Here is a 21,115-nt window from a genome sequence, read left to right as displayed (position 1 = left end):
GCGCTCTACGAGGAACTCTACTGCGCCCGAGGCGACATGGAGAACCGCATCAAGGAGCAGCAATTGGGCCTCTTCGCGGACCGGACCAGCGCCCACACGATGCGGGCCAATCAGCTGCGCCTGTGGTTTGCCTCCGTGGGCTACGTGCTGCTCAACCTGCTGCGGCACTTTGGCCTGAAGGGCACCGAGCTTGAGCGTGCGCAGGCGGGCACTCTTCGGCTCAAGCTGCTGAAGGTGGCCGCCCTCGTGCGCGTCAGCGTCCGCCGCGTCGTCCTCTCCCTCAGTGCCGCTGCGCCGGTGAAAGACCTCTTCGCTCGCATCGCGGACCAGCTGCGCACTGTCCCCGCCCCTTCCTGACGCCCGCTGCTCTTTGACAACCTCGCGCGGGCCCAGACTCCGGCGGGAGAGGGCCGCGCTTTGCCTGTTGCAGAAACCAGAACCGCCGCGAGGCAAAGCGCGAGGTCACCAGCAGGCTCCGCTGCCACACCAGCCCTATCTCCGTGCCCGCTGTGACCGATCCGGGCTAAGCCCGTCTTGGGAGTGTCGTGCCTGGAAGTCCTACGGGAACTGCGCTCGACCAATTCGGAGCGCTCTCGCCAGAAGCTCCGAGCGGCGGGTTCGATTCCCGCCGCCTCCTCCCAGGGAGGCGCAGCAGTCTCAACGGGTTATTAGGCTTTTTCTCGGCACTGATTTCCTCATGTGCCCTCAATGTACCCCTGGGGCATCGTTGGATCGGACTGGTTCAGGATTGCACCGCTTACCGTTTCGCCTTCGGCAGAGGTGAGCGTGCTCCAATGCGGTTAACGATGGCTTGCTCATCCCTTCAGCCGTCGCCTGCCCCTCACTCGCTTCGCTCTCTTGTCGCCCGGCGGCACACACGACATCACCATATGATGCACTCGGAGCCTCGGACCAGTCGCACGTGCATGTACTGTTGTCCGATGCGCTCGATGCTCGAAGCGGACGACGCTCTCAAGCGCCACCCCCAGCCTTGCAGCGAGCCCAGCGAACACCTCGTCGGCTGTACCCTTGAGTAGGTAGCCGACCATTCCGCACTCCCCCACCCAAGGCGCTGCAACACCCCCAGCGTACTTCACTGTCACGTCGCCGAGGTATGCCGCGAGTGCCTCGCTCGACCACAGCAACTTAGCCTCGACGGGGAGTTTCCAACGCCTATTGTGGTTGTGAATGAAGCCTATGTCGTAGCTTGGCGGCATCGCCTTCCCACCCTTGCGACGCTCGAACTCGTGTGCCTCATGGATAGGCTGGAATGACGGGAACCCATCAGTCTCTGCCACCCACACAGTTTGAATTCCGAGAAAGTGCCACTGCGTCAACTCACGCTCCAACTGCTCTGGGCGTATCGCTACAAGATTAGGTCTATCCTTCAGTTCATTAGCAGCGACAAGATCGAATCCGCGCCACACAAGTTCGAGCGCCTGCTCAGCAATGGAATCCGCCCATGCGACCGCGAGACGGAGCGATTCCTCGTCCTCAGGCCACAAAATTTCCCCGAGACTCCTTCTGCGATTCACTCGTCGCCTCCCGCGCGTTCTGCCCCCATTAAGATCGCACTGGAAATTTGGTCGGCATCGTGGAGTGCGAGGGATCGCGTCCAGTAGCGTCGTTGATCGGGCTTGACAATGTAAAGACGGAGTCCCAATTCACCCGCGCGTCGATCAAATAAGAAAGCTACTCGCTGCACACCGAAGCCCTCGCCGCTGCGCTCCCTCGCGCGAGTTCGCATCGTCTGCTCGTAGAAGTTGCGGAGAGAGTCCATAAGGCCCTCTGCAGTCATTGCTTCAACTGCGACCGTCGCCGTTGCCTTACCGTCGAGGTGAATCGCCACCATGCGGACGGGCAGTCGCTCCGAGCCAGCGGCTTCCTCGTAGACCGTCGCGCTGACCTTGCGCTCCGGGCCGAAGGTGCCTCGCAACACGCGCAGGATGCAATTTGCATAGGCTACGATGCCGGGATCGTCATCCGCAGGGTCCGGGTTCCTCCGTGTCGAAAGGTACCCTGAGAGCGCGGTTTCATGCTGAGCCTGTGGAAGCGTCCGCTGTACACAATCCTCGACCAGCACCATGTCGGCCTCGGTCAGCCCAAATAGCTTCGCGGCGCATGCGTCCACATCATCGAAGGTCTTCAGCGTCCGAAGGTCTGCAGACTTCTCTGGCAGAGGAACATCGAGTAATTCCCTCACCAGCACCTCGGGACGATTGTGCCCAAGGCGACTGCTTGTCAACGCAAGATACCATGTCGTGATCGTGCTATTAAAGGCCACACACGCAGCATCCAAGCGCTGCCCTTCACCTTTAAGATCACAAACCGAAGTATACGTCTTCTTGCAGAAAACTCCCCAACGCGACACAGTCGCTCGCACCCTAACTGCACGCATGCGAGCATCCTTGCGACTGTAGGTCCCCTTGATCAGCATCTGCGGCGGACGAAACGCGCCGAAATCAGTTGAATCAGTATCGGCGACACGGGGATCATCCCATGTCGGTACATCCCGTTGATTGAGGTGCAGAAAGGCTTCATCAGGAAACCGCTCTGCCTCGAAGTAATGCACATCTCGGAGGTCGGGCAGTACTACCTTTGTCTCTTTGCTACCACGCTTCTGGATCACTACTCGCCCGTCGAGCACGCGCTTGCGATTCCCAGGGATGACGCCCTGTCGAACCTTCACCTCTCCGCGCTCTTTGAGCTTCGCCAGCGTCGGGAGTCGTGACAGGCGCAACACGAGGCTGAGATCACGACGTCCACCGAGCAGCAGGGTGGACCACACCTGCGGGAGCTGCGCGGCTTCGGCATGAGTGATTCGGTGGACATCTTGCGGGTCGATCACAATGCGGTACTGGGACTGGGGGTCGTGCAGGGGCTTGGGGCACAGATAGAGCAACGTCTGCCCTGAATTTGGCGCAGCACGACGGAATACCATCACTGCCGACGGACCGAACGCGCCAGAGAAGAGCTTGTCACGAACGATGGACAGGTTGGTCACTTCGTCGAAGGTGAAGGTCTCGAACAGTTTCCTACGCAGCGCATTGGCCTCGCCGTTTCGCAGATTGAGCACCGATGCCGATTGGATCATTGCCACCGATCCTCCCTCCCGCACCAGCGCCGCTCCTTTCGCGAGAAACAGTGGCCCCAAGTCGCTATTCACCACCGGCCATGAGCACTTTTTCGCCCATACCTGCGCCAGTGTCAGCAGTCTCCTGCTCCCGCTAGTGGGCTCATCCACTGTGGACGAGGTCTCGATGCTCTTGTCCCCCCATGGTGCGTTGCCGAGCACCAAGTCGTAGGTTCCCACGTCATCCTTCGTCCGAATTCCATCCGTAGTCTCATCGAAGAAGTCGCGCGCGAGCAGGTTGGTCCCTCGCAGTCGTGGGAACACCTTGTCTCGCTTGAGGTAGTACCGAGGCTCAATGGCGTCTGCCATGGCGAGGTAGAGACTGAAGCACGCCACACGCACCGCCTCTGGGTGCTTGTCCACACCGACGAGATTTTGCTCCAAGATAGGCTTCAGATCGCTCACAAGAGGGTCACGGTCATCGTGCGCGCGACGCCATCGGTGAATTATGCGCTGGAATGCTTTCACCAGGAAGATCCCCGACCCACACGAAGGGTCGAGCACCTTGATATTCCACTCATCGCTGTTCCAGGGGAGGACGGCGTCAAGGACGTAGTCCACAAGATGGGTCGGGGTGTAGTACGCCTTGTGGCCCTCCCGCGCGTCGCCAAGAAACTCCTCGTAAACGCTGCTGATGAACTCCAATGGGATTACATCAAACGAATACAACGGCCAGAGTGCAAACTGCTGGCTTTGCGCCACAATCCTGCCTGAGACAAGGTCTGCGAGAAGCGTCAGGTGCCCCTCAGTGACTGCCTCTTCCTCTGCGTGCCACGCGTGCTTCCGCTCCGCCTCCGACTGTCCGTCCTTTCCAGGAAATAGATCGCCATTGAATCGATCGTCGAGCCATCGGAAGAGTGCATAGGTCTCTCGCTTATCTTGGAGGATGCTCGCGAGGTCGGTATGCACCCTCTTGAGCGTGCCATCGCAGCGGTTCTCCAGCAGTCTCCTGTCGAAGAAGGGCCGCCCGTCCCGGTCACGACGGTGAAACAAGAACTGCGTGAAGATCACCCTCGCAAGGAGGTCGTGGCAATGCTCCATAGGGAGATTCGCCGCCAGCAACTTTGCGCGGATCACCTTGAGGTTTGCCAGCAAAGTGGCGTCTGCACGGCCGTCCGACGAGAATTTTTCGGGCTGTTTCTGTAGGATCCTCCCTGTCACCAGACCGACCCGATGCAGCATCCAGCGTATGGACTCCTGCGCGGGCTGCCCCCGCTCGAAAGTGCACACCTGAAGATCGGCGACAGTGTCCCGTGGCGGCTGACAGCACGACCACGCGATCAGCCGGTGGGGTTCCAGAGTGATGAGCAACGCGGTTCGAGAGAAGTTCCACGCCAAACGGTGCGCCTCTAGGAGCACTTCCTCCGGTGCTCCTGAGGGGAACTCACACACCACGGCTAGGGGGGCCACCGTCGCATCGTCATCAGGATCCGTCGCCAGAATTCCCGTGTGTACCTGCACTGCGGGGTACTTCCGCTGGAGTTCCGCTCCAATCTTCCTCTTCGTGAAGTCCGCGTAGACCTTCGGGCCCTCGCCCTTCGGCGTCAGGACCTGCCCCCGCTCCGGCCACCCAAGGGTCTGATGTGCGTCGTCAAGCAGCATCTCTTCTCCGTCAGCCTCCGCGCAAGCGAGCGCGACCGTAGGTAGTTGCCCCCTCCTTTGCAACCGCGCTCATCGCACCCCTATACACTCCGATCACTGCTTTCCATGGTTCCGTTCTGTCTTCTCCTCCACTACCTCCGCCTCCTCCTTCGCTGTGCGCCTCCTTCTTTGGCACCCTCTTCGATGTCAACGTGCTCAGCTTCACGAGCGTCGAGCTGACCCAGAGCATCTGAGGCAGGAGGGCCACTATCATGTGCCCTCAGTGTGACCCTCCAGCGGGGAATTGAACGGGACGAGACGGGACAAGACGGGACGGAGCGGGGGAACGATTCGGTGTGAGATCAAGGCGTTAGCCGGTAACAGCGCGACCTGCTTGGGGTTTTGCTTCCGCCTTGATGCGGGTTCGAAACCCGCCGCCTCCAAGTCAGAAACTGCGAGACGCGCCACCGTCTGCCACGATGGATTGACCGGTGATGTACGCCGCTTGCTCCGAAGCCAGGAATGCCACCAAGGCGCCCAGTTCGTCCGGACGCCCCAGCCGTCGCGCGGGAATCTGCGAGGAGAGCCGCTCCTCGGCGATGCCCAGTTGTTTCAGACGATCCGTGGCGTGGTAGCCCGGGAGTACGGCGTTCAGGGTGATGCCGTAGCCCGCCACTTCGTCGCTGACAATCTTGGTGAGCCCCATCAGGCCTGCCCTCAGCCCGCTGGAGATGGTGAGCCCTGGCATGGGCTCCCGGGCCGAGGAGGAGGTCACCATCACGATGCGGCCCCAGTTCCGCTCCTTCATTCCTGGCACTGCTGCTCGAATCCCTTCCACCGCGCCCATCCACAGGCTCTGGAAGCCTTCCTGCCACTGAGCGTCTGTCACATCCAGGATGCCGCCTTTCGGCGGGCCCCCGGTGTTGATGACCAGGATGTCCACGCCGCCCAGCACCGTGATGGCTTTTTCCACGACCGACCGGGTGCTCCCCGGCGTGGTGAGGTCCGCGGCGATTCCCTGCACCGCCCCCATGCTCGCTGCTGCGGCGCGAATCCGCTCTTCGCTGCGCGAGCAGATGGCCACCTTCGCCCCCTCCTTCACCAGCGTCGAGGCAATCGCGAATCCCAGGCCACCGGAGGCCCCCAGCACCAGCGCCCGCTTATCCTTCAGTCCGAAATCCATCCGCGTGCTCCTTCATGAATGGCACCAACCGCTCCTGGATGAGCCGGGCGGCCCGCTCCATGTCCACGTCCTCCACCCGCGACAGGCCCTCGGCCAGCTCGGACACGATGCCTCCCGCCCGCGTACCGGCATCGTAGGCCAGGCGGTAGGGCGCCCGGCTGAAGCTCACCAGCGAGTAGCGGCTCAGGAACTGGCCGGGAAATGCGTTGAGCAGTGCCTTCTCCACCTGCTTCTCCAGCAGGAAGCGCGCGCTGGCGGTGCTGCTGCTCATCTCCGTGAAGTTCTCCACCGCCATGTCCGCGATGGCATCCGCGTTCGTCTTGCGCAGCCCGAAGAACTCCGCGAAGGCGTCCTCCCACTTCTGGTGGCGGGCCAGACACCCATCGAGCACCACGCAGTCCTCGAAGCCGCAGTTCATCCCCTGCCCAAAGAACGGCACGATGGCGTGCGCTGCGTCTCCCAGCACCAGCGCGCGCCCTCCCACGTGCCAGGGCGCGCTCTTCACGGTGACCATCGTCCCCGTGGGGTTGTGGAAGAAGTCGTGCGTCAGCTCCGGCAGGAGCGGAACGGCGTCCGGGAACTGCTCCTCGAAGAAGGCCTGCACCTTCCCGGGGGAGTCCAGGGACGCGAAGCTCTCCGGCCCTTCGAACGGAAGGAAGAGCGTGCAGGTGAAGCTGCCGTCCTCGTTCGGCAGCGCGATGAGCATGAAGGCGCCCCGGGGCCAGATGTGCAGCGCGTTCTTCTCCATCTGGAACGTGCCCCCCTGCCCCGCCGGAATGGTCAGCTCCTTGTAGCCGTGGCCCAGCGGCTCCTGGGCCGAGTGGTAACCCGGCAGCCGCATCATCTCCTGCCGCACCGCCGAGCCCGAGCCATCCGTTCCCAGCAGCACGGCGGTCCGCGCCTCGCGGGTGGTGCCGCTCGGCTCATCCAGCACCGAGAGCGCGCCCGTGTCGAAGTCCACGTGCTGGATGCGCTGCTTGAAGCGAATGGCGACCCGGTTGGTCTCTTCCGCGTGTGTCATCAGGCTCTTGTTGAGCCACGCCCGGGAAATGCTGTTGATGTGCTGGGAGTCATCCTTCCCATAGGGTTGCAGGCTCAGCTCACCGGACAGCGGGTGAATCATCCGGCCCCGCATGGGGATGGCGTGGCGCAGCGCCTCCTGCTCCAGTCCCACCTGCCGCAGCGCATGCAGCCCCCGCGCGGAGATGGCGAGGTTGATGGAGCGTCCCGCCGAGCCCTGCTCCTTCCGCATGTCCGCACGCCGCTCCAGCACCTCCACCTGGAAGCCGCGCCGGGCCAGGAACATGGCCAGCAGCGAGCCCACCAGCCCCGCTCCGGCCAACGTCACGGTCTGCGTCTGGTCAATCGCGGGCATGGCTCTCCAGCACCTTCACGAAGCGGTAGACGTCCTGGAAGGAGTTGTACAGCGGCGCGGGGGCCGCCCGGATGATGTCCGGCGCACGGAAGTCACAGCAGACGTCCGCCTCGGAGAGCCGGGTCAGCAAGCGCCTCGGGTCCCGCGAGAAGCGCAGCGAGAGCTGCGAGCCCCGCGCCTTCACGTCCCTCGGGGTGGTGACGCGCACGAACCCTGGAGGCAGCCGGTCGAGCAGGAACTCCAGGTAGCCCGTGAGCAGGTCGCCCTTGGCGCGCAGGCGGGGCATGGTGGCCTGGTCGAACAGCTCCATCGAGGCCCTCAGGGCCGCGAGCTGGAGGATGGGCGGGTTGGAGAGCTGCCACCCTTCCGCGCCCGGCAGCGGGACGAAGTCCGGCCCCATCTGGAACCGGGTGGCCTTGTCGTTGCCCCACCAGCCCTCGAAGCGTGGCAGCCCCTCTGCCCGCGTGTGCCGCTCGTGGACGAAGACGCCTCCCAGCGCTCCCGGGCCGCCGTTGAGGTACTTGTACGAGCACCAGACGGCGAAGTCGGGCCCGTCGTCGTGCAGCGACAGGTGCAGGTTGCCCGCCCCGTGCGCCAGATCGAACCCCACCCGGCAGCCCCGCGCGTGCGCGGCCTGGGTGAGGGCCTTCATATCGAACGCCTGCCCGGTGAGGTAGTTCACGTTGCCCAGCAGCACCAGCGCAGTGCTGTCGCCGTGCCGCTCCAGCGTCTCCAGGATATCCTCCGTGCGCAGCGTGTCCTCGCCCGCGCGCGGCTCCAGCTTCAGCACCGCGTCCTTGGGATCGAACCCGTGAAAGCGCGCCTGGGAGGCCACCGCGTACTGGTCCGAGGGGAACGCCCCTCCTTCGATGAGGATTTTGAAGCGCTCGCGCGTGGGCCGGTAGAACGACACCATCATCAGGTGGAGGTTCACCGAGAGGGTGTTCATCACCACCACTTCGGAGGGCAGGGCTCCCACCAACCGCGCTGTCTGTCCGGTCAGGTTCTCGTGGTACGGCAGCCAGGGGTGGCGGGCATGGAAGTGGCCCTCCACGCCCAGCCGCGCCCAGTCCTCCAGTTCCTCCTGGACATACTGTCTTGTCCGGCGCGGCTGAAGTCCCAGCGAGTTTCCCGCCAGGTAGACCAGGGGCCCGCCCTGGGGGCTCTGCGGAAAGAGGAACTCCTCCCGGAACGCGCGCAGGGGATCCTCGGCGTCCATCCTCCGCGCGAACGCCTCCCCTTCCTCGAAACGCATCGAAGCCTCCGTCATGAGCCAAAATCCTCCCAGGTGCGCCCGAGCCATTCGAGGGCGTTGCGCCACAGCAGCCGCTCGCGCGTGGCGACATCCAGCTCCGTCAGGGATTCGAGCAGCGTGCCCGGACGCTCCTCCCCCAGCGGGAACGGGTAGTCACTGCCCAGCGCCACCTTCTCCGGCCCCAGCAGCCGGAGGATGAGCCGCAGCACGTCCGCGTCATGCACCAGCGAGTCCACCCAGAAGCGGCCCAGGTAGTCCCGGGGCGGCACCGGGTTGTCCACGGCCACCAGGTCCGGCCGCGCCTCGAAGCCATGCTGGAGCCGGCCAATCGTCCCCGGGAAAGAGCCGCCCCCGTGGGCGAAGGCGAGCCGCAGCGTGGGCAGCCGCTCCAGCGTCCCCGAGAAGATGAGCGTGGAGAGCGCGATGGCCACCTCGGCGGGCATGCCCACGAGCCACGGCAGCCAGTACTTCTCCAGCCGAGCCCCGCCCAGCATGTCCCAGGGGTGGACGAACACCGCCGCCCCCAGCGCCGCCGCCGCCTCGAAGAACGGAAAGAGCGAGGCGTCCCCCAGGTTGGTGCCGTTCACGTGGGAGCCGATCTGCACCCCCGCAAGCCCCAGCTCGCGCACGCAGCGCTCCAGCTCCCCGATGGCCCTCGGCACGTCCTGCAAGGGCACCGTGCCCAGCCCCGCGAAGCGGCGCGGGTTCGTCCGCACCACCGAGGCCAGGTGATCATTCAGGAAGCGGGACAAATCCAACCCGTGCTCCGGCTTGGCCCAGTAGCTGAACATCACCGGCACCGTGGAGAGCACCTGGACGCTGACGCCCGCGGCATCGCACTCGGCCAGGCGGCGCGCCGGGTCCCAGCAGTTGCTCTCGACTTCGCGGAAGAACTTCCCGTCATCCCGCATCATCCGCGCCCGGCACGGCTGGTGGTGCTCCAGGGTGATGAACCCCCCGTAGCCATAGCGCTCGGCGAAGCGCGGCAGCTCGGCCGGCAGCAGGTGGGTGTGGATGTCGATTTTCACTTGCCCCCGCCCCGGGTGGCCTGGAAGCCGCACTGCTTGCAGGTGCAGTGCTCCGGCGTGCCGAAGAAGCGGTCGAACACCGGGGGAAGCTGCGTGACGAGGTGGGTGACGTGCAGCGTCTCCTCGTACAGCTTGGCGTCACACCGGGGGCAGAACCACGCGAAGCCATCCTGCTCCTCGGGCCGCCGCCTGCGCTCCATGACGAGCCCCACCGTCCCCGCGGGCCGCTGCGGCGAGTGCGGCACCTTCGGGGGCAGCAGGAAGATGTCCCCCTCGCGGATGGGGATGTCCTGGGGCTTGCCGTCCTCCATGATGCGCAGGGTGATGTCCCCCTCCACCTGGTAAAAGAACTCCTCGCCCTCGTTGATGTGGAAGTCCGTGCGCGCGTTCGGCCCGCCCACCACCATCACGATGAACTCCCGGTCCTCCCAGACCAGCTGGTTGCCCACGGGCGGCTTGAGCAGGTGGCGGTGCTCGTCGATCCACTTCTTGAAGTTGATGGGTTGCAGGCGTCCCATGGCTCAGTCTCCCAGGGTGGCAATGCACTTGAGTTCAATGGCGATCGGCGTGGGCAGCCGGTTGATCTCCAGCGTGGTGCGGCAGGGCGGGTTGCCCTGGAAGTACTCGGCCCACAGCCGGTTGTAGGTGGGAAAGTCCGCCTTCATGTTCGTCAGGTACACCGTGACGTCCACCAGCCGGTCCCACGAGGAGCCCGCCTCCTCCAGGATGTAGCGCACGTTGCGGAACACCGAGTGGCACTGGGCCTCGATGTCGTAGGAGACGATGTTGCCCTCCCCGTCCAGCTCCACGCCGGGGATCTTCTTCGTGCCGCGCTCGCGGGGGCCCACCCCCGACAGGAACAGGAGGTTGCCCACCCGCCGCGCGTGGGGATAGAGGCCCACCGGCTCCGGGGCCCGCTTCGACTCGATTCGCTCGTCCTGGCTCATAGCTTCACGCACACGTTCTTGGGCTCGGTGAAGAAGCGCAGCACCTCGTGGCCGCCCTCCCGCCCCACCCCGGAGTCCTTCACCCCGCCGAAGGGCGTCCGCAAGTCCCTCAGCATCCAGCAGTTCACCCAGACGATGCCGCTGTGCAGCTTCGCGGCGAAGCGGTGCGCCCGGCTCAGGTCCTTCGTCCACACGCTCGCCGCCAGCCCGTAGCGGGTGGCGTTGGCCCAGGCGAGCACCTCCTCCTCGCGCTCGAACGGGATGAGGCTGGCCACCGGGCCGAAAATCTCTTCCTGGTTGGTGCGGCACTCCGGCCCCAGCCCCTCCACGAGCGTGGGCTCCACGAACCACCCGTTGCGGCACCGCCCGTCCAGCTTCGCGTGCCGGCCTCCGGTGAGGATCCGGCCGCCCTCCTGGACGGACAAATCGATGTAGCCCATCACCTTCTCGAAGTGCTGCTGGGAGACGAGCGCCCCCTGCTCCGTCCCCGGCTCCAGCGGGTCTCCCACCTTCAGGGCCCGCGTGCGCGCCACCAGCGCCTCCTTGAAGCGCTCGTAAATGGGGGCCTGCACGAAGATGCGCGGGCCGCAGAGGCAGATCTGCCCCTGGTTGGAGAAGGAGGAGCGGACGGTGGTGGCCAGCGCCTCGTCGAAGTCGCAGTCCGCGAAGAGGACGTTGGGGTTCTTGCCCCCCATCTCCAGCGAGAGCTTCTTGAAGAGGGGCGCCGCGGTGCGGGCGATCTCCGCCCCCGTGCGCGTGCTGCCCGTGAAGGAGAGGGCCGCGATGTCCGGGTGGCGGCTCAGGGCCGCGCCCACCTTGGCCCCCAGCCCGTGCACAATGTTGAGCACCCCTGGCGGCAGCCCCACCTCCTGGCACACCTGCGCCAGGAGGAAGGCCGTCATGGGCGTCACCTCGGAGGGCTTGGCCACCACGCAGTTGCCCATGGCCAGCGCGGGGGCGATCTTCCAGGTGAAGAGGTAGAGCGGCAGGTTCCAGGGCGAGATGCACCCCACCACCCCCAGCGGCGAGCGCAGGGTGTAGTTGAGCGCCACCGAGTCCGTGGCATGGGCCTCACTGGAGAACTGCGTCACCGCGTCGGCGAAGAACTCCAGGTTGAGGATGCTGCGCGGGATGTCCACGCTGGTGGCCACCGAGAGCGGCTTACCCGTGTCGATGGACTCGGCGCGGGCGAAGGCCTCCATGCGGGCTTGAATCGTGCCCGCCATGCGGCGCAGCAGCCGGGCCCGCTCCACCGCGGGCATGGCGGACCAGGCGGGAAAGGCATTCGTGGCGGCCTCGACGGCGCGCTGCACGTCCGTCTCGTCCGAGTCCGGCACGTGGGCGTACAGCTCGGCCGTGGCCGGCTCGGGCTTGTCGAGCCACTGGTGGGAGGTGGGAGGGACCAGCTCCCCACCGATGTAGTTGAGGACCTTCTGCACGCTGGCACCCTCCTGGGAGACCTTGCGCCTCGAATAACACGGTGAACTGCCCCGGCCCACCGCCGTCCGCCCAGGGTTTCACATAGCAAGCAGATGCCCCTTGCCTCGCCCGCGCACCGCCTCGAAGCTGCCGGGCGTCCGAGGGAGCCCACCCATGCCCATGACGAATCACCCGGAGCTGGCCCGCGTGCTGGACCGCGCCCGGCTCGAGGCCCAGCCCATCCCGCCCCTCACCCGGTCCCAGCCGGACCTGACGCTGAAGGACGCCTATGCCGTTCAGGCCGAGGGCATCCGCCTGCGCCTCGCGCGCGGCGAGCGCGTCATCGGCCTCAAGATGGGGCTGACCTCCGAGGCCAAGCGCAAGCAGATGAACCTGGACTCGCCGGTCTACGGGGTGCTCACCCAGCCGATGCAGGTGCCCGTCGGCGGCGTCTTCCGGCTGCAGGGCTTCATCCATCCCAAGATTGAACCGGAGGTCGCCTTCCGCACCTCGCGCGAGCTGCGCGGGCGCATCTCCCGGGAGGAGGCGCTCGAGGCGTGCGAGAGCGTGTTCGCGGCGATGGAGATCCTCGATTCGCGCTACCTCGACTTCAAGTACTTCTCCCTGCCGGACGTGGTGGCGGACAACTCCTCGTCCTCGATGTTCGTGCTGGGCACGCTCGAGCGGCCTCCCCGGGAGCTGGCACTGGCCCAGCTCGGGATGTCCATGGAGGTGAACGGCGCCACCGTGCAGTCGGCGCTCTCCAGCGCCATCTCGGGGGACCCGCTCCTGTCCGTCGTCCAGCTCTGCGAGCTGCTCGCGGAGACGGGAGAGGCGCTGCCCGCCGGGAGCATCGTGCTCGCGGGCGCGGCCACCGCCGCCCACATGCTCCAGCCCGGGGACGAGGTCCGCCTCACCGTGGAGGGGCTGGGAAGCGTCTCGGTCTCGGTGACGCGCTGAGCCACGGGGAGTCCCCTCTTGGCTGCCTGGGGGCCCGCCGAGGCGGCCTCCCGCCGGCGCCAGCCGATCCTGCGAGAGAGGAACCGGGGCGCTATTAGGTTCTGGCCATGTCCGCACTCCCCGTGCCCCCATGCCCCGCTTCCGCGCCCTCCGAGGTGGAAGCCCTGGTTCACCTGATGCGAGGCCGCCGCACCGCCGTGCTCACCGGCGCCGGGTGCAGCACCGAGTCGGGGATTCCAGACTACCGGGGCCCCGGTACCCGGGCCCGGGCGCGCAACCCCATCCAGCACCGGGAGTTCCTGGATCGGGCCGAGGTTCGAGCGCGGTACTGGGCCCGGAGCCTGCTGGGCTGGCCCCGGTTCTCCTCGGCCCAGCCCAATGCCGCACACCAGGCGCTGGCCTCGCTGGAGCGGAGCGGGCACGTGCAGGGCCTCATCACCCAGAACGTGGACCGGCTGCACCATGCCGCCGGGAGCACGCGCGTCATCGAGCTGCATGGGGCGCTGGCGGACGTGCGGTGTCTGAGCTGCCGCGCGCTGGAGGCCCGGGCGTCCCTGCAGCAGCGGCTGCTCGCGCTCAACCCGGGCTTCCTGGAGCACGTGGTGGAGTTCCGGCCCGATGGCGACGCCGACCTGTCCTCCGAGGCCCTGCACACGTTCCAGGTGGCGGACTGCCTGCACTGTGACGGGCCCCTGAAGCCCGATGTGGTGTTCTTCGGGGACAACGTCCCCCGCCCCACGGTGGAGGCCGCGTTCGCGCTCCTGGAGGAGGCGGACGTGTTGCTGGTGGTGGGCTCCTCCCTGGCCATCTTCTCCGGCTACCGCTTCGTGACCCGGGCCTCCGAGCGGCGCATGCCCATCGCGCTCATCAACATCGGCGAGTGCCGGGGGGCTGAGCTGGCGAACGTGGTGCTGGAGGCCCGCGCGGGCGAAGTGCTGCCCCTGCTCGCGGAGCGTCTGAACCCGGACTGAGACCGTCTCGAAACGGGACGGTTTGCCCACCCCCTGGGACGGGTGCGTGCCCCTCTACCGAGGGGATAGGGCCTGGCACGTGGGTTGCTATGCCCTTCTGGCGCGGAGGGCGGGCGGGATGGAACGGGTGGCGGCGATGGGGAGTGTGGCGGTGGAGGCATCCGCGGGCGAAGGGTCGGTGAGGGCACGGCGCTCAGGGCTGGAGGAGGTGCGGGAGCGCCTCTTCCGGCTGGGGGCCTCGGCCCTCACCGATCCAGAGCTTCTCTCGGTGCTCCTGGTGCCGGGCACGCGGGCGAAGCACCTCGCCGAGGCGCTGGTCTCCGGGCGCGGGGGCCTCAAGGCCCTGCTCCACATGGATCCGCTGCACTTGAGTACCCGCTCCGGGCTGGGGCCCGTGCGGGCGGCGCAGGTGCTCGCGGCGCTGGAGTTCGGCCGGCGCGCCCAGCGGGCCACGGAGCGGCGCCCCCGGCTGCGGACGCCGCGGGAGATTCACACGTACCTGGCCCCGTCCCTGAGCGCGCTGCGGCGGGAAGTCTTCCACGTCCTGTGCTTCAACCCGCGCAACGTGCTGCTGGCGGACGTGCGCGTGGCCGAGGGAACCATGGACACGTGCCTGGTGGATCCGCGCGAGGTGTACGCCGCCGCGCTCCACCTGCGGGCCAGCGCGCTCGTGTTCGCGCACAACCACCCCTCGGGAGACCCGGAGCCCTCGGCGCAAGACGTGAGCCTCACCGTGCAGCTGGCCGAGGCGGGACAGCTCCTGGGCATCAAGGTCCTGGACCACCTGGTGCTGGGCGACGGCGCATATGTGTCGCTGCTGGAGCGCGGGCTGCTACCGGACCTGGAGGGCAGGCCTCGATGGAATGTGGTGGGAGGGCATGGCTGATGGCGGCGGTGATTGGAAGCGGCGGCTGGCAGGTGGAGGTGCTGGAGGAGACGCGGGCCCAGGTGGTGGAGCTGGACACGGGGCGGGCCCGGAGCGTGGACCGCGCCACCCTGCCCCGCGAGGCGCGGGAGGGGGACGTGGTGGTGGATGGCCGGCTGGACCCCGAGCTGAGGGCCCGCATGGCACAGGAGGTCGCTGAAGTCCGGGCTCGCCGGGCTGTTCCTGCTCCGCCAGGACTCGACCTGGAGGGTAGCCCCGCTCCTCCGTTGACGGCTCGAAGGGAACAGTGAATATGCGGCGGATGCTGCCGGAGGATCTGCCCCATTTCGTGGAAGCCCAGGAAGGACTGGTCCGCCATTTCGGACTGTCCGAGTTCCGGCCGGGGCAGGCGGAGGTCATCAGCTCCGTACTCAGCAAGCGCAACACCGTGGTGGTGATGCCCACGGGGGCAGGCAAGAGCCTCTGCTACCAGCTGCCGGCCCTGCTGTTGCCCGGCCTGACGCTCGTCATCTCCCCGCTCATCGCGCTGATGAAGGACCAGGTGGAGCAGCTCACCGCCAAGGGCATTGCCGCCACCTTCCTCAACTCCTCCCTGTCGGACCTGGAGCGGGCGGAGCGGATGCGGAAGCTGCGCGCCCGGGAGTACCGGCTGCTCTACGTGGCCCCGGAGCGGCTGCGCAGCACGGGCTTCCTGGACACGCTGGCCGGCATTGGGGTGGACCTGCTCGCCGTGGACGAGGCGCACTGCATCTCGCAGTGGGGCCATGACTTCCGGCCGGACTACGCGCAGCTCGGCCAGGTGCGCAAGCGCCTGCGTCCGCCCCGCACCATGGCGCTCACCGCCACGGCCACCCCGGAGGTGCGCGACGACATCATCCGCGTCCTGCTGATGAAGGAGCCGCAGGTGTTCGCGCAGGGCTTCGACCGGCCCAACCTCTTCCTGGAGGTGATGAGCGTCGGCGGGGATGAGGAGAAGCGGCAGGGGTGCGCCCAGCTCGCGGCCCAGGGGGGCAGCGGCATCATCTATTGCGCCACGCGCAAGGCCGCCGAGGGCATGCACGCCTCGTTGAAGGGCCGGGGCGTGAAGGCGGTGCTGTACCACGCGGGCATGGAGGACGAGGCCCGGCAGCGCGCGCAGGAGGACTTCATGTCGGCCCAGGAGGGGGTGGCGGTGGCCACCAATGCCTTCGGCATGGGCATCGACAAGCCGGACATCCGCTTCGTGGCCCACGCGAACATCCCCCGGGCGGTGGAGGCGTACTACCAGGAGATCGGCCGCGCGGGCCGGGATGGGCAGCCCGCCACGGCGGTGCTGATGTTCAACCACGCGGACGTCTACACCCAGGAGCGGCTCATCGAGGGCAATCACCCCTCGGACGTGGTGCTGGCGGACATCTGGAACGTGCTGCGCAACGTGCCCGAGTTCGACAAGGGCATGGGGGTACTCGCGGGCATGGTGGGCACCAGCGAGTTCGAGGTCTCCGCGGCGCTGCGCATCTTCGAGCGCGCGGGCAAGGTGGAGCGCGGCAGCCGGGGCGAGGGCGAGTACGGGCTGACGCTCACGGACAAGGCCGCCACCGCCCACCCCCACGCGGCGGAGTCCCAGCAGTTGCTCCAGTCGCTCCTGGCCACCTTCCCCGCCGGGCGCTCGGTGACGACGGAGCTGATGGTGCTCTCGCGGCGCACCGGCCTGTCCCTGGAGCAGGTGCGGCACGCCCTAGGGCTGCTGGAGAAGGCCGGCGCGGTGAAGGTGCGCCGCCCCTTCTCCGGGCGCACCATCCGCGCCCTGGAGCAGGTGCCCTTCCTGGAGCTGGGGGTGGACCTGAGCCGGATGCGGGAGCAGGAGCGCCTGTCCCTGCTGCTCCTCAAGCGGATGACGGACTACGCGTACACGAAGCGGTGCCGGCGCGCCTTCATCCTGGGCTACTTCGGGCAGACGGACCTGGAGACGAGCTGCGGCAACTGCGACGTGTGCACGGGCGCCCGCATGTCCCGGACCGCCCCGCTGTCCCGGCCGGAGGCCCCCGCGGGGGGGCCCGCGAACTACAGCGAGCTGGCCGCCACGGAGCTGCGGCGCTGGCGCAAGGCGCTGGCCAAGGACCTGGAGGTGCCGCCCTTCATCATCTTCAACGACTCGACGCTCCTGGGCCTGGCGGCGGCCCTGCCCACCGACCGCGACTCCTTCCTCGCGGTGAAGGGCACGGGCGAGAGCCGCTGGGAGCGCTTCGGCCCGAAGGTGGTGGAGATCTGCCTGATGGCGCGCGCGGCCGGCCATGAGCCCGTGGCCGCGGCGGTGCCTCCCCGGGTGCGCCGGCGCAGGGAGTAGGCCGCGCTACCCCGGCCCGCGCTGGCGGGTCTTCCGGAGGGCCCGGCGCTCGACGTAGCTGCGCAGGCCGCCCACGAGCAGGCCCACCACGAAGGCCAGGAGGAAGATGACGGCGATGGTGGTAACGCCGAAGACGAGGCGCACCTGCGCATCCGAGATGCGGCCATCGAGGTAGGCGGAGCGCAGGGGCTCCAGCGCGCCCACGAGCTCCAGCGCCCGGGCGGGCAGCGAGTCCAGGGACAGGGAGAGCTGCTGCACGAGGCGCGTGGGGTAGAAGCGCCGCGCCAGCTCCACGCCGATGCCCGTCAGCAGATAGATGATGGAGAGCAGAAAGGCATTGCTCCCCATGATGCGCAGCAGTGGGTAGGGGGCCTGTCTTTGAGGAGGGCTGTCCACGCTACTTCGCTCGTTTCTTGAGGGGAGGCAGGGCCTTCTTCACCCGCTTCGCCTCTTCGGCTCCACCGGCCAGCTTGAGGAAGGCCTCATACTCCTTGATGGCCTGCGGCAGATCCTCGGACTTGCGCACGAGCAGGTCCGCCAGCGCCAGGTGCGCCATGCCATTGGCCGGATCCAGCGCCACGGCCTTGGTGAGCGCCGCCCGGGCGGGCTCCTCCTGCCGCTGGCGCTGGGCCACGAGCCCCAGGGCAAGCTGGGCCCGGCCGTTGAACGGCGCCAGCCGCACGGCCTCCGCCGCGGCGGCCTGGGCCCCCTTCACGTCCCCGGCGCTCAGCAGCACCCGGGCCAGCGCCGTCTGCGCGAAGGACTTGTCCCAGACGGAGGCGGCCCGGTCGGCAATGCCCTGCAGCGCCTTGGCCGCCGCGCGCCCGCCCTCGGAGGGGTGGACGTAGTGCTCACCGGCCTGGCCACAGGGCACCTCCGGCCCCTCGCGCCGCGCCGCCGCGAAGGCCGCCACCGCGTTCTCCGCGTCGCCCTGGCGCAGGAACGCCTGGCCAATCTCGCAGAAGGTCTCGGGGTCTCTCGGGTCCAGGCTGTTGGCGCGGGACAGGGCCGTGAAGGCGCCCTTGCCATCGCCGGTGGCGAAGAGGCTGACGGCGCGCAGGCGGTGCGCCTCGGCGTCATTGGCGTCGAGCTTCACCGCGCGGCTCGAGGACTCCACCGCCTCGGCGGACTTGCCCAGGTGGAGCATCGCCAGGGCGAAGCCCTTCTGCGCCTTGGCGCTGTCGGGGTTGTCGTTGCGCCAGCGCTCGAACTGCTTGAGGCCCTCGTCCGTGCGGCCCAGCGCGAGCAGCACCCGGCCCAGCGCATCCCGGGCCTCGCCATGGAAGCCGTTGCGCTCCACCGCCTGCGTGAGGGGCTTGAGGGCCATGTCGGGCAGCCCGCGGGCCAGCAGCAGCCGGCCCTCGGAGCAGGCGGCCTCGTAGTCGCGCGGATCCTTCATGGCCTCCTGGAACTGGGCCTGCGCCTTGTCGAGCGCGCGCTGACGCCAGTACACCCGCCCCAGCGCCACGCGGAGATCCGTCCGCGGCTTCTTCACGGCGTTGACGGCCTTCTCCAGGATTTCCCGCGCCTGCTCGCCGTTGCCCTCCATGGTGTCCGCCAGGGCCAGGTAGCCCACGGCCTCCGGCGGGTAGCGGTTGTTCACCCGCGTCTTCTCCAGCTCGGCGCGGGCGCGCTTCCAGTCCTCCTGCCGGACGTGGGCCGCCGCGCGCACCAGGGCCACCTTGCGGCTCTCGCCGTCCAGCCGCGTGAGCACCTCCTTCACCCGGTCCCGGTCCAGCAGCGTCCGCCCCAGCCCCTCGCGGGCATCCTCGCTCTTCGGGTCGGCCTTGAGGGCGGCCTCGTAGGACTGCTGGGCCTCCTCCAGCTTCCCGGCGGCGCGGCTCGCGTCCCCGAGGGCCAGGTGGAAGTCGAACGCGAGCGGGCCCTGGGTGCCCTGGGCCAGCAGCGCGAGCGCTTCGCCGTACCGCCCCAGCTCCGTGAGCAGCCGGCCCTGGACGAGCAGCAGCCGCGCGCGCAAGGGGTCCACCAGGTCCTTGTTCTTGCCGAGCGACTCCATGTCCGCGAGCGCCAGGCCCAGGTCCTGCTCGAGCACCAGCTGGCTCTCTGCCATGCCGATGCGCGCCAGGGGGTGCTCCGGCGAGAGCTTCCGGGCGTTCGCGTACATCTGGTGGGCCTTCGCCGCGTCGCCGAAGTCCTGGTAGTAGCGGCCCAGCGCCACCAGCGCGCGGACGTTCTCCACGGCCCGCTTGAAGCGATCCAGGGCCTTCTCTTGCTGCTTCATCTCCAGGAGCAGGCTGCCCGCCAGCGCATCCAGCTCCACGGAGTTCTGCACGCTGGCGTTGAGCAGGGCGCGGCGGGCCGCCTCCTTTCCCTTCTCGTCGGCCACCAGCACATCCGTGGCGAGGCTGAGCCCCGGGTGCTCGGCGCGCACGCCCGGGCGTTCCAGGGCCGCGAGCGCCTGCTGCCGGTCCTCGGGCGTGCTGCCGTGGTCGGCGAAGAGGAGGGCATGGGTGTAGGCCGTCAGCGCCCAGACCTTGCTGCTGCCCTCGTCCATCTCGCGCGCCCGGTCGAGCAGCGTGAGCGCCTCGTCCAGGGAGGTGCTCGTGTCGAGGGCGATGACGCGCTCGGTGCGCGCCAGCACCTCCACGAGCGTCCGGCCGCCCTGCTCCGCGCGGTGGGAGAGGTACACCCACGCGAACACGGCCAGCACCACCACGGAGACCGCCCCCGCGATGAGCTTCACCCCATGGCGGGAGAGGAACGAGGCGTCCGTGGCCGTCTTGGCGAGCTTCTCGCGCAGCTCCTTCTCGTAGGCGGCGGCGCTGGCCGCGGCATCCACGCCGTTGGCGCGGGCCGCCCGGGGGGCCGCGGCGGCCCGGGGCTCCGCGGCATCCGGAATGTCATCCAGCAGCGCGCGCTTGGGGGCGGCGGCCGTGCGCTTCCGGGAAGCGGACGCGCTCCGGGCCTGCTCGGAGACGCGCGCCGAGGAGGGCACCGCGGGGAGCTCATCGGGAGGCGGCAGGTCTCCCAGCAGCCCGCCTCCGGAGGACGGGGCCGCGGGCGGCTCGGGCTCGAAAGCCCCGGCGGGCGGCGGTGCCCCGGCGGCGGCCTGCGCCTCCTCGTCCTCCGCGGGCGCGGACGCCTCGTGGGGGGGAAGGTCCTCTTCCTGCGCCGGGTTCGGATCGAACTCGGAAGTGACCCGGTTCGAGTACGGCGGGGTGTCCTCCAGGTCGTCCTCGGGCGGCGGCTCCAGGCCAAACCCCGGCGGCGGCGGCGGCGCCACGGACGCCATGGTGCCCGAGGGCCGCTTGGGCGGAAACATCACGACTTCCACTTTCTTCGACTGCGGCGAGCCGCCGGCACGCGCGGCCAGCGGCTCCCCGGACTCGGAGGGCGGGAGCGGAAGCCCGTCCAGGTCCCGGTCGTCCACCAGCGGGACGATGGGCAGCCGCATCACGCCCGTGACTTCGGGCTTCTCCTCGTCCGGTGGCTCCCCGGCGGCGAGGGCCCCAGGCTCGGAGGGCGTGGACTCCGAGGGCTCGTCCTCCGGTTCCTGCGCCATGAGCGCATTGGCGGTGATGCCCGGCAGGTCGGCGACCACCGGCGGCGGGCCCCCGGACAGCGACTGCTGGGTCTGCTCCAGCCACAGGCGCACCCGCGCATCGTTGGGCTGGAGCGCGGCGGCCTTGCGCAGGATGGGCAGCGCCGAGCGGAACAGCCCCCGCTGCACCAGCACCTCGCCGATGAGGTTGTAGGCGTGGGGGTTTTCCTTGTCGATGGCGACAGCCTGATCGAACTGCTCCATCGCCTGTGCGGGCCTGCCCTGCTGCAGCAGGGCCTTGCCCCACAGCACGCGTCCAATGATGGACTGGGGGTGATGCACCACGCCTTGCTCACACGTGGTGATGGCGCGCGTGACGTCTCCCTTTTCGAGGAGGGCTTTGGCGAGCTCGACGAAAACCGCGGAACTGGGGTCTTGCGCCAACAGCTGCTCGTAGCGCTCCACCATCGACTTGGCCATGGACTTTCGGTACTCCGGTGCGCAGGCGGAGCCGAGACGATAGCACTGGGATCTTCTTGTAGGTCCACT

The 21,115-nt window shown here is 68.1% G+C and carries 17 protein-coding genes; 6 read left to right on the top strand and 11 right to left on the bottom strand.

What is annotated here, in order from left to right:
- Positions 1-357, top strand: a 357-nt coding sequence (locus tag KY661_RS33215; protein WP_225414009.1) for a transposase, incomplete at its 5' end; no start/stop codon positions are given.
- A 458-nt stretch (positions 358-815) separates the two neighbouring features.
- Here the strand turns inward: KY661_RS33215 and KY661_RS33210 are convergent.
- The 9 genes from KY661_RS33210 to KY661_RS33170 form a co-directional block, all read right to left on the bottom strand.
- On the bottom strand, positions 816-1,535 hold the full coding sequence (locus tag KY661_RS33210) for a hypothetical protein (RefSeq protein WP_225414008.1): 720 nt from the start codon (positions 1,533-1,535) through the stop codon (positions 816-818).
- Positions 1,532-4,735 carry an HsdM family class I SAM-dependent methyltransferase gene (locus KY661_RS33205; protein ID WP_225414007.1) on the bottom strand — a complete coding sequence of 1,068 codons (3,204 nt, stop codon included), beginning with the start codon at positions 4,733-4,735 and terminating at the stop codon, positions 1,532-1,534. Before KY661_RS33205 ends, KY661_RS33210 begins: the two co-directional genes overlap by 4 nt.
- Before the next feature lie 424 nt (positions 4,736-5,159).
- Positions 5,160-5,897, bottom strand: a complete 738-nt coding sequence (locus KY661_RS33200; protein WP_225414006.1) for an SDR family oxidoreductase — start codon at positions 5,895-5,897, stop codon at positions 5,160-5,162.
- Entirely contained in the window at positions 5,875-7,272 is a 1,398-nt protein-coding gene (locus KY661_RS33195; protein WP_225414005.1) for an FAD-dependent oxidoreductase, read from the bottom strand. Before KY661_RS33195 ends, KY661_RS33200 begins: the two co-directional genes overlap by 23 nt.
- On the bottom strand, positions 7,259-8,542 hold the full coding sequence (kynU, locus tag KY661_RS33190) for a kynureninase (RefSeq protein WP_225414004.1): 1,284 nt from the start codon (positions 8,540-8,542) through the stop codon (positions 7,259-7,261). The genes KY661_RS33195 and kynU overlap by 14 nt, the downstream gene beginning before the upstream one ends.
- A complete protein-coding gene (locus tag KY661_RS33185; RefSeq protein ID WP_225414003.1) occupies positions 8,539-9,555 on the bottom strand; it encodes an amidohydrolase family protein in 1,017 nt (338 codons plus the stop codon). The genes kynU and KY661_RS33185 overlap by 4 nt, the downstream gene beginning before the upstream one ends.
- Positions 9,552-10,073, bottom strand: a complete 522-nt coding sequence (nbaC, locus tag KY661_RS33180; RefSeq protein WP_225414002.1) for a 3-hydroxyanthranilate 3,4-dioxygenase — start codon at positions 10,071-10,073, stop codon at positions 9,552-9,554. Before nbaC ends, KY661_RS33185 begins: the two co-directional genes overlap by 4 nt.
- Positions 10,074-10,076: 3 nt before the next feature.
- Positions 10,077-10,502 (bottom strand): RidA family protein, encoded by a 426-nt coding sequence (locus KY661_RS33175; protein WP_075004730.1) that lies wholly within the window; start codon positions 10,500-10,502, stop codon positions 10,077-10,079.
- Positions 10,499-11,941, bottom strand: a complete 1,443-nt coding sequence (locus KY661_RS33170; RefSeq protein ID WP_225414001.1) for an aldehyde dehydrogenase — start codon at positions 11,939-11,941, stop codon at positions 10,499-10,501. The genes KY661_RS33175 and KY661_RS33170 overlap by 4 nt, the downstream gene beginning before the upstream one ends.
- Positions 11,942-12,095: 154 nt before the next feature.
- Here KY661_RS33170 and KY661_RS33165 point away from each other — a divergent pair, with 154 nt between their 5' ends.
- From KY661_RS33165 to KY661_RS33145, 5 genes are all read left to right on the top strand, one after another.
- Positions 12,096-12,881, top strand: coding sequence for a 2-keto-4-pentenoate hydratase (locus tag KY661_RS33165; RefSeq protein WP_225414000.1), 786 nt, complete (start codon positions 12,096-12,098; stop codon positions 12,879-12,881).
- Between the two features lie 107 nt (positions 12,882-12,988).
- Positions 12,989-13,852, top strand: coding sequence for an NAD-dependent protein deacetylase (locus KY661_RS33160; protein WP_225413999.1), 864 nt, complete (start codon positions 12,989-12,991; stop codon positions 13,850-13,852).
- A gap of 118 nt (positions 13,853-13,970) precedes the next feature.
- The gene (radC, locus tag KY661_RS33155) at positions 13,971-14,738 is read left to right on the top strand and encodes a RadC family protein (RefSeq protein ID WP_225413998.1); all 768 of its coding nucleotides are present in this window, start codon (positions 13,971-13,973) and stop codon (positions 14,736-14,738) included.
- Complete coding sequence (locus KY661_RS33150; protein WP_225413997.1) at positions 14,738-15,028, top strand: DUF3006 domain-containing protein; 291 nt, start codon at positions 14,738-14,740, stop codon at positions 15,026-15,028. The genes radC and KY661_RS33150 overlap by 1 nt, the downstream gene beginning before the upstream one ends.
- A gap of 2 nt (positions 15,029-15,030) precedes the next feature.
- Entirely contained in the window at positions 15,031-17,064 is a 2,034-nt protein-coding gene (locus tag KY661_RS33145; RefSeq protein WP_225413996.1) for a RecQ family ATP-dependent DNA helicase, read from the top strand.
- A 6-nt stretch (positions 17,065-17,070) separates the two neighbouring features.
- Here the strand turns inward: KY661_RS33145 and KY661_RS33140 are convergent, their stop codons facing one another.
- Both KY661_RS33140 and KY661_RS33135 read right to left on the bottom strand, forming a co-directional pair.
- Positions 17,071-17,412, bottom strand: coding sequence for a hypothetical protein (locus tag KY661_RS33140; protein WP_075005133.1), 342 nt, complete (start codon positions 17,410-17,412; stop codon positions 17,071-17,073).
- A 49-nt stretch (positions 17,413-17,461) separates the two neighbouring features.
- Complete coding sequence (locus KY661_RS33135; RefSeq protein WP_225413995.1) at positions 17,462-21,046, bottom strand: tetratricopeptide repeat protein; 3,585 nt, start codon at positions 21,044-21,046, stop codon at positions 17,462-17,464.
- Positions 21,047-21,115 lie beyond the last annotated feature (69 nt).

This window comes from Allostigmatella hybrida (assembly GCF_020103775.1).
GTDB lineage: Bacteria > Myxococcota > Myxococcia > Myxococcales > Myxococcaceae > Hyalangium > Hyalangium aurantiaca.
This window is presented reverse-complemented; position numbering and strand designations above follow the sequence as displayed.

What these genes read in the sequence shown, in the direction of transcription:
- KY661_RS33195 (WP_225414005.1), bottom strand. Translation starts at nt 7,272, where the DNA reads ATGCCCGCGATTGACCAGACGCAGACCGTGACGTTGGCCGGAGCGGGG.
- KY661_RS33200 (WP_225414006.1), bottom strand. Translation starts at nt 5,897, where the DNA reads ATGGATTTCGGACTGAAGGATAAGCGGGCGCTGGTGCTGGGGGCCTCC.
- KY661_RS33150 (WP_225413997.1), top strand. Translation starts at nt 14,738, where the DNA reads ATGGCGGCGGTGATTGGAAGCGGCGGCTGGCAGGTGGAGGTGCTGGAG.
- KY661_RS33145 (WP_225413996.1), top strand. Translation starts at nt 15,031, where the DNA reads ATGCGGCGGATGCTGCCGGAGGATCTGCCCCATTTCGTGGAAGCCCAG.
- KY661_RS33165 (WP_225414000.1), top strand. Translation starts at nt 12,096, where the DNA reads ATGCCCATGACGAATCACCCGGAGCTGGCCCGCGTGCTGGACCGCGCC.
- radC (WP_225413998.1), top strand. Translation starts at nt 13,971, where the DNA reads ATGGAACGGGTGGCGGCGATGGGGAGTGTGGCGGTGGAGGCATCCGCG.
- nbaC (WP_225414002.1), bottom strand. Translation starts at nt 10,073, where the DNA reads ATGGGACGCCTGCAACCCATCAACTTCAAGAAGTGGATCGACGAGCAC.
- KY661_RS33175 (WP_075004730.1), bottom strand. Translation starts at nt 10,502, where the DNA reads ATGAGCCAGGACGAGCGAATCGAGTCGAAGCGGGCCCCGGAGCCGGTG.
- KY661_RS33160 (WP_225413999.1), top strand. Translation starts at nt 12,989, where the DNA reads ATGTCCGCACTCCCCGTGCCCCCATGCCCCGCTTCCGCGCCCTCCGAG.
- kynU (WP_225414004.1), bottom strand. Translation starts at nt 8,542, where the DNA reads ATGACGGAGGCTTCGATGCGTTTCGAGGAAGGGGAGGCGTTCGCGCGG.
- KY661_RS33140 (WP_075005133.1), bottom strand. Translation starts at nt 17,412, where the DNA reads ATGGGGAGCAATGCCTTTCTGCTCTCCATCATCTATCTGCTGACGGGC.
- KY661_RS33135 (WP_225413995.1), bottom strand. Translation starts at nt 21,046, where the DNA reads ATGGCCAAGTCGATGGTGGAGCGCTACGAGCAGCTGTTGGCGCAAGAC.
- KY661_RS33205 (WP_225414007.1), bottom strand. Translation starts at nt 4,735, where the DNA reads ATGCTGCTTGACGACGCACATCAGACCCTTGGGTGGCCGGAGCGGGGG.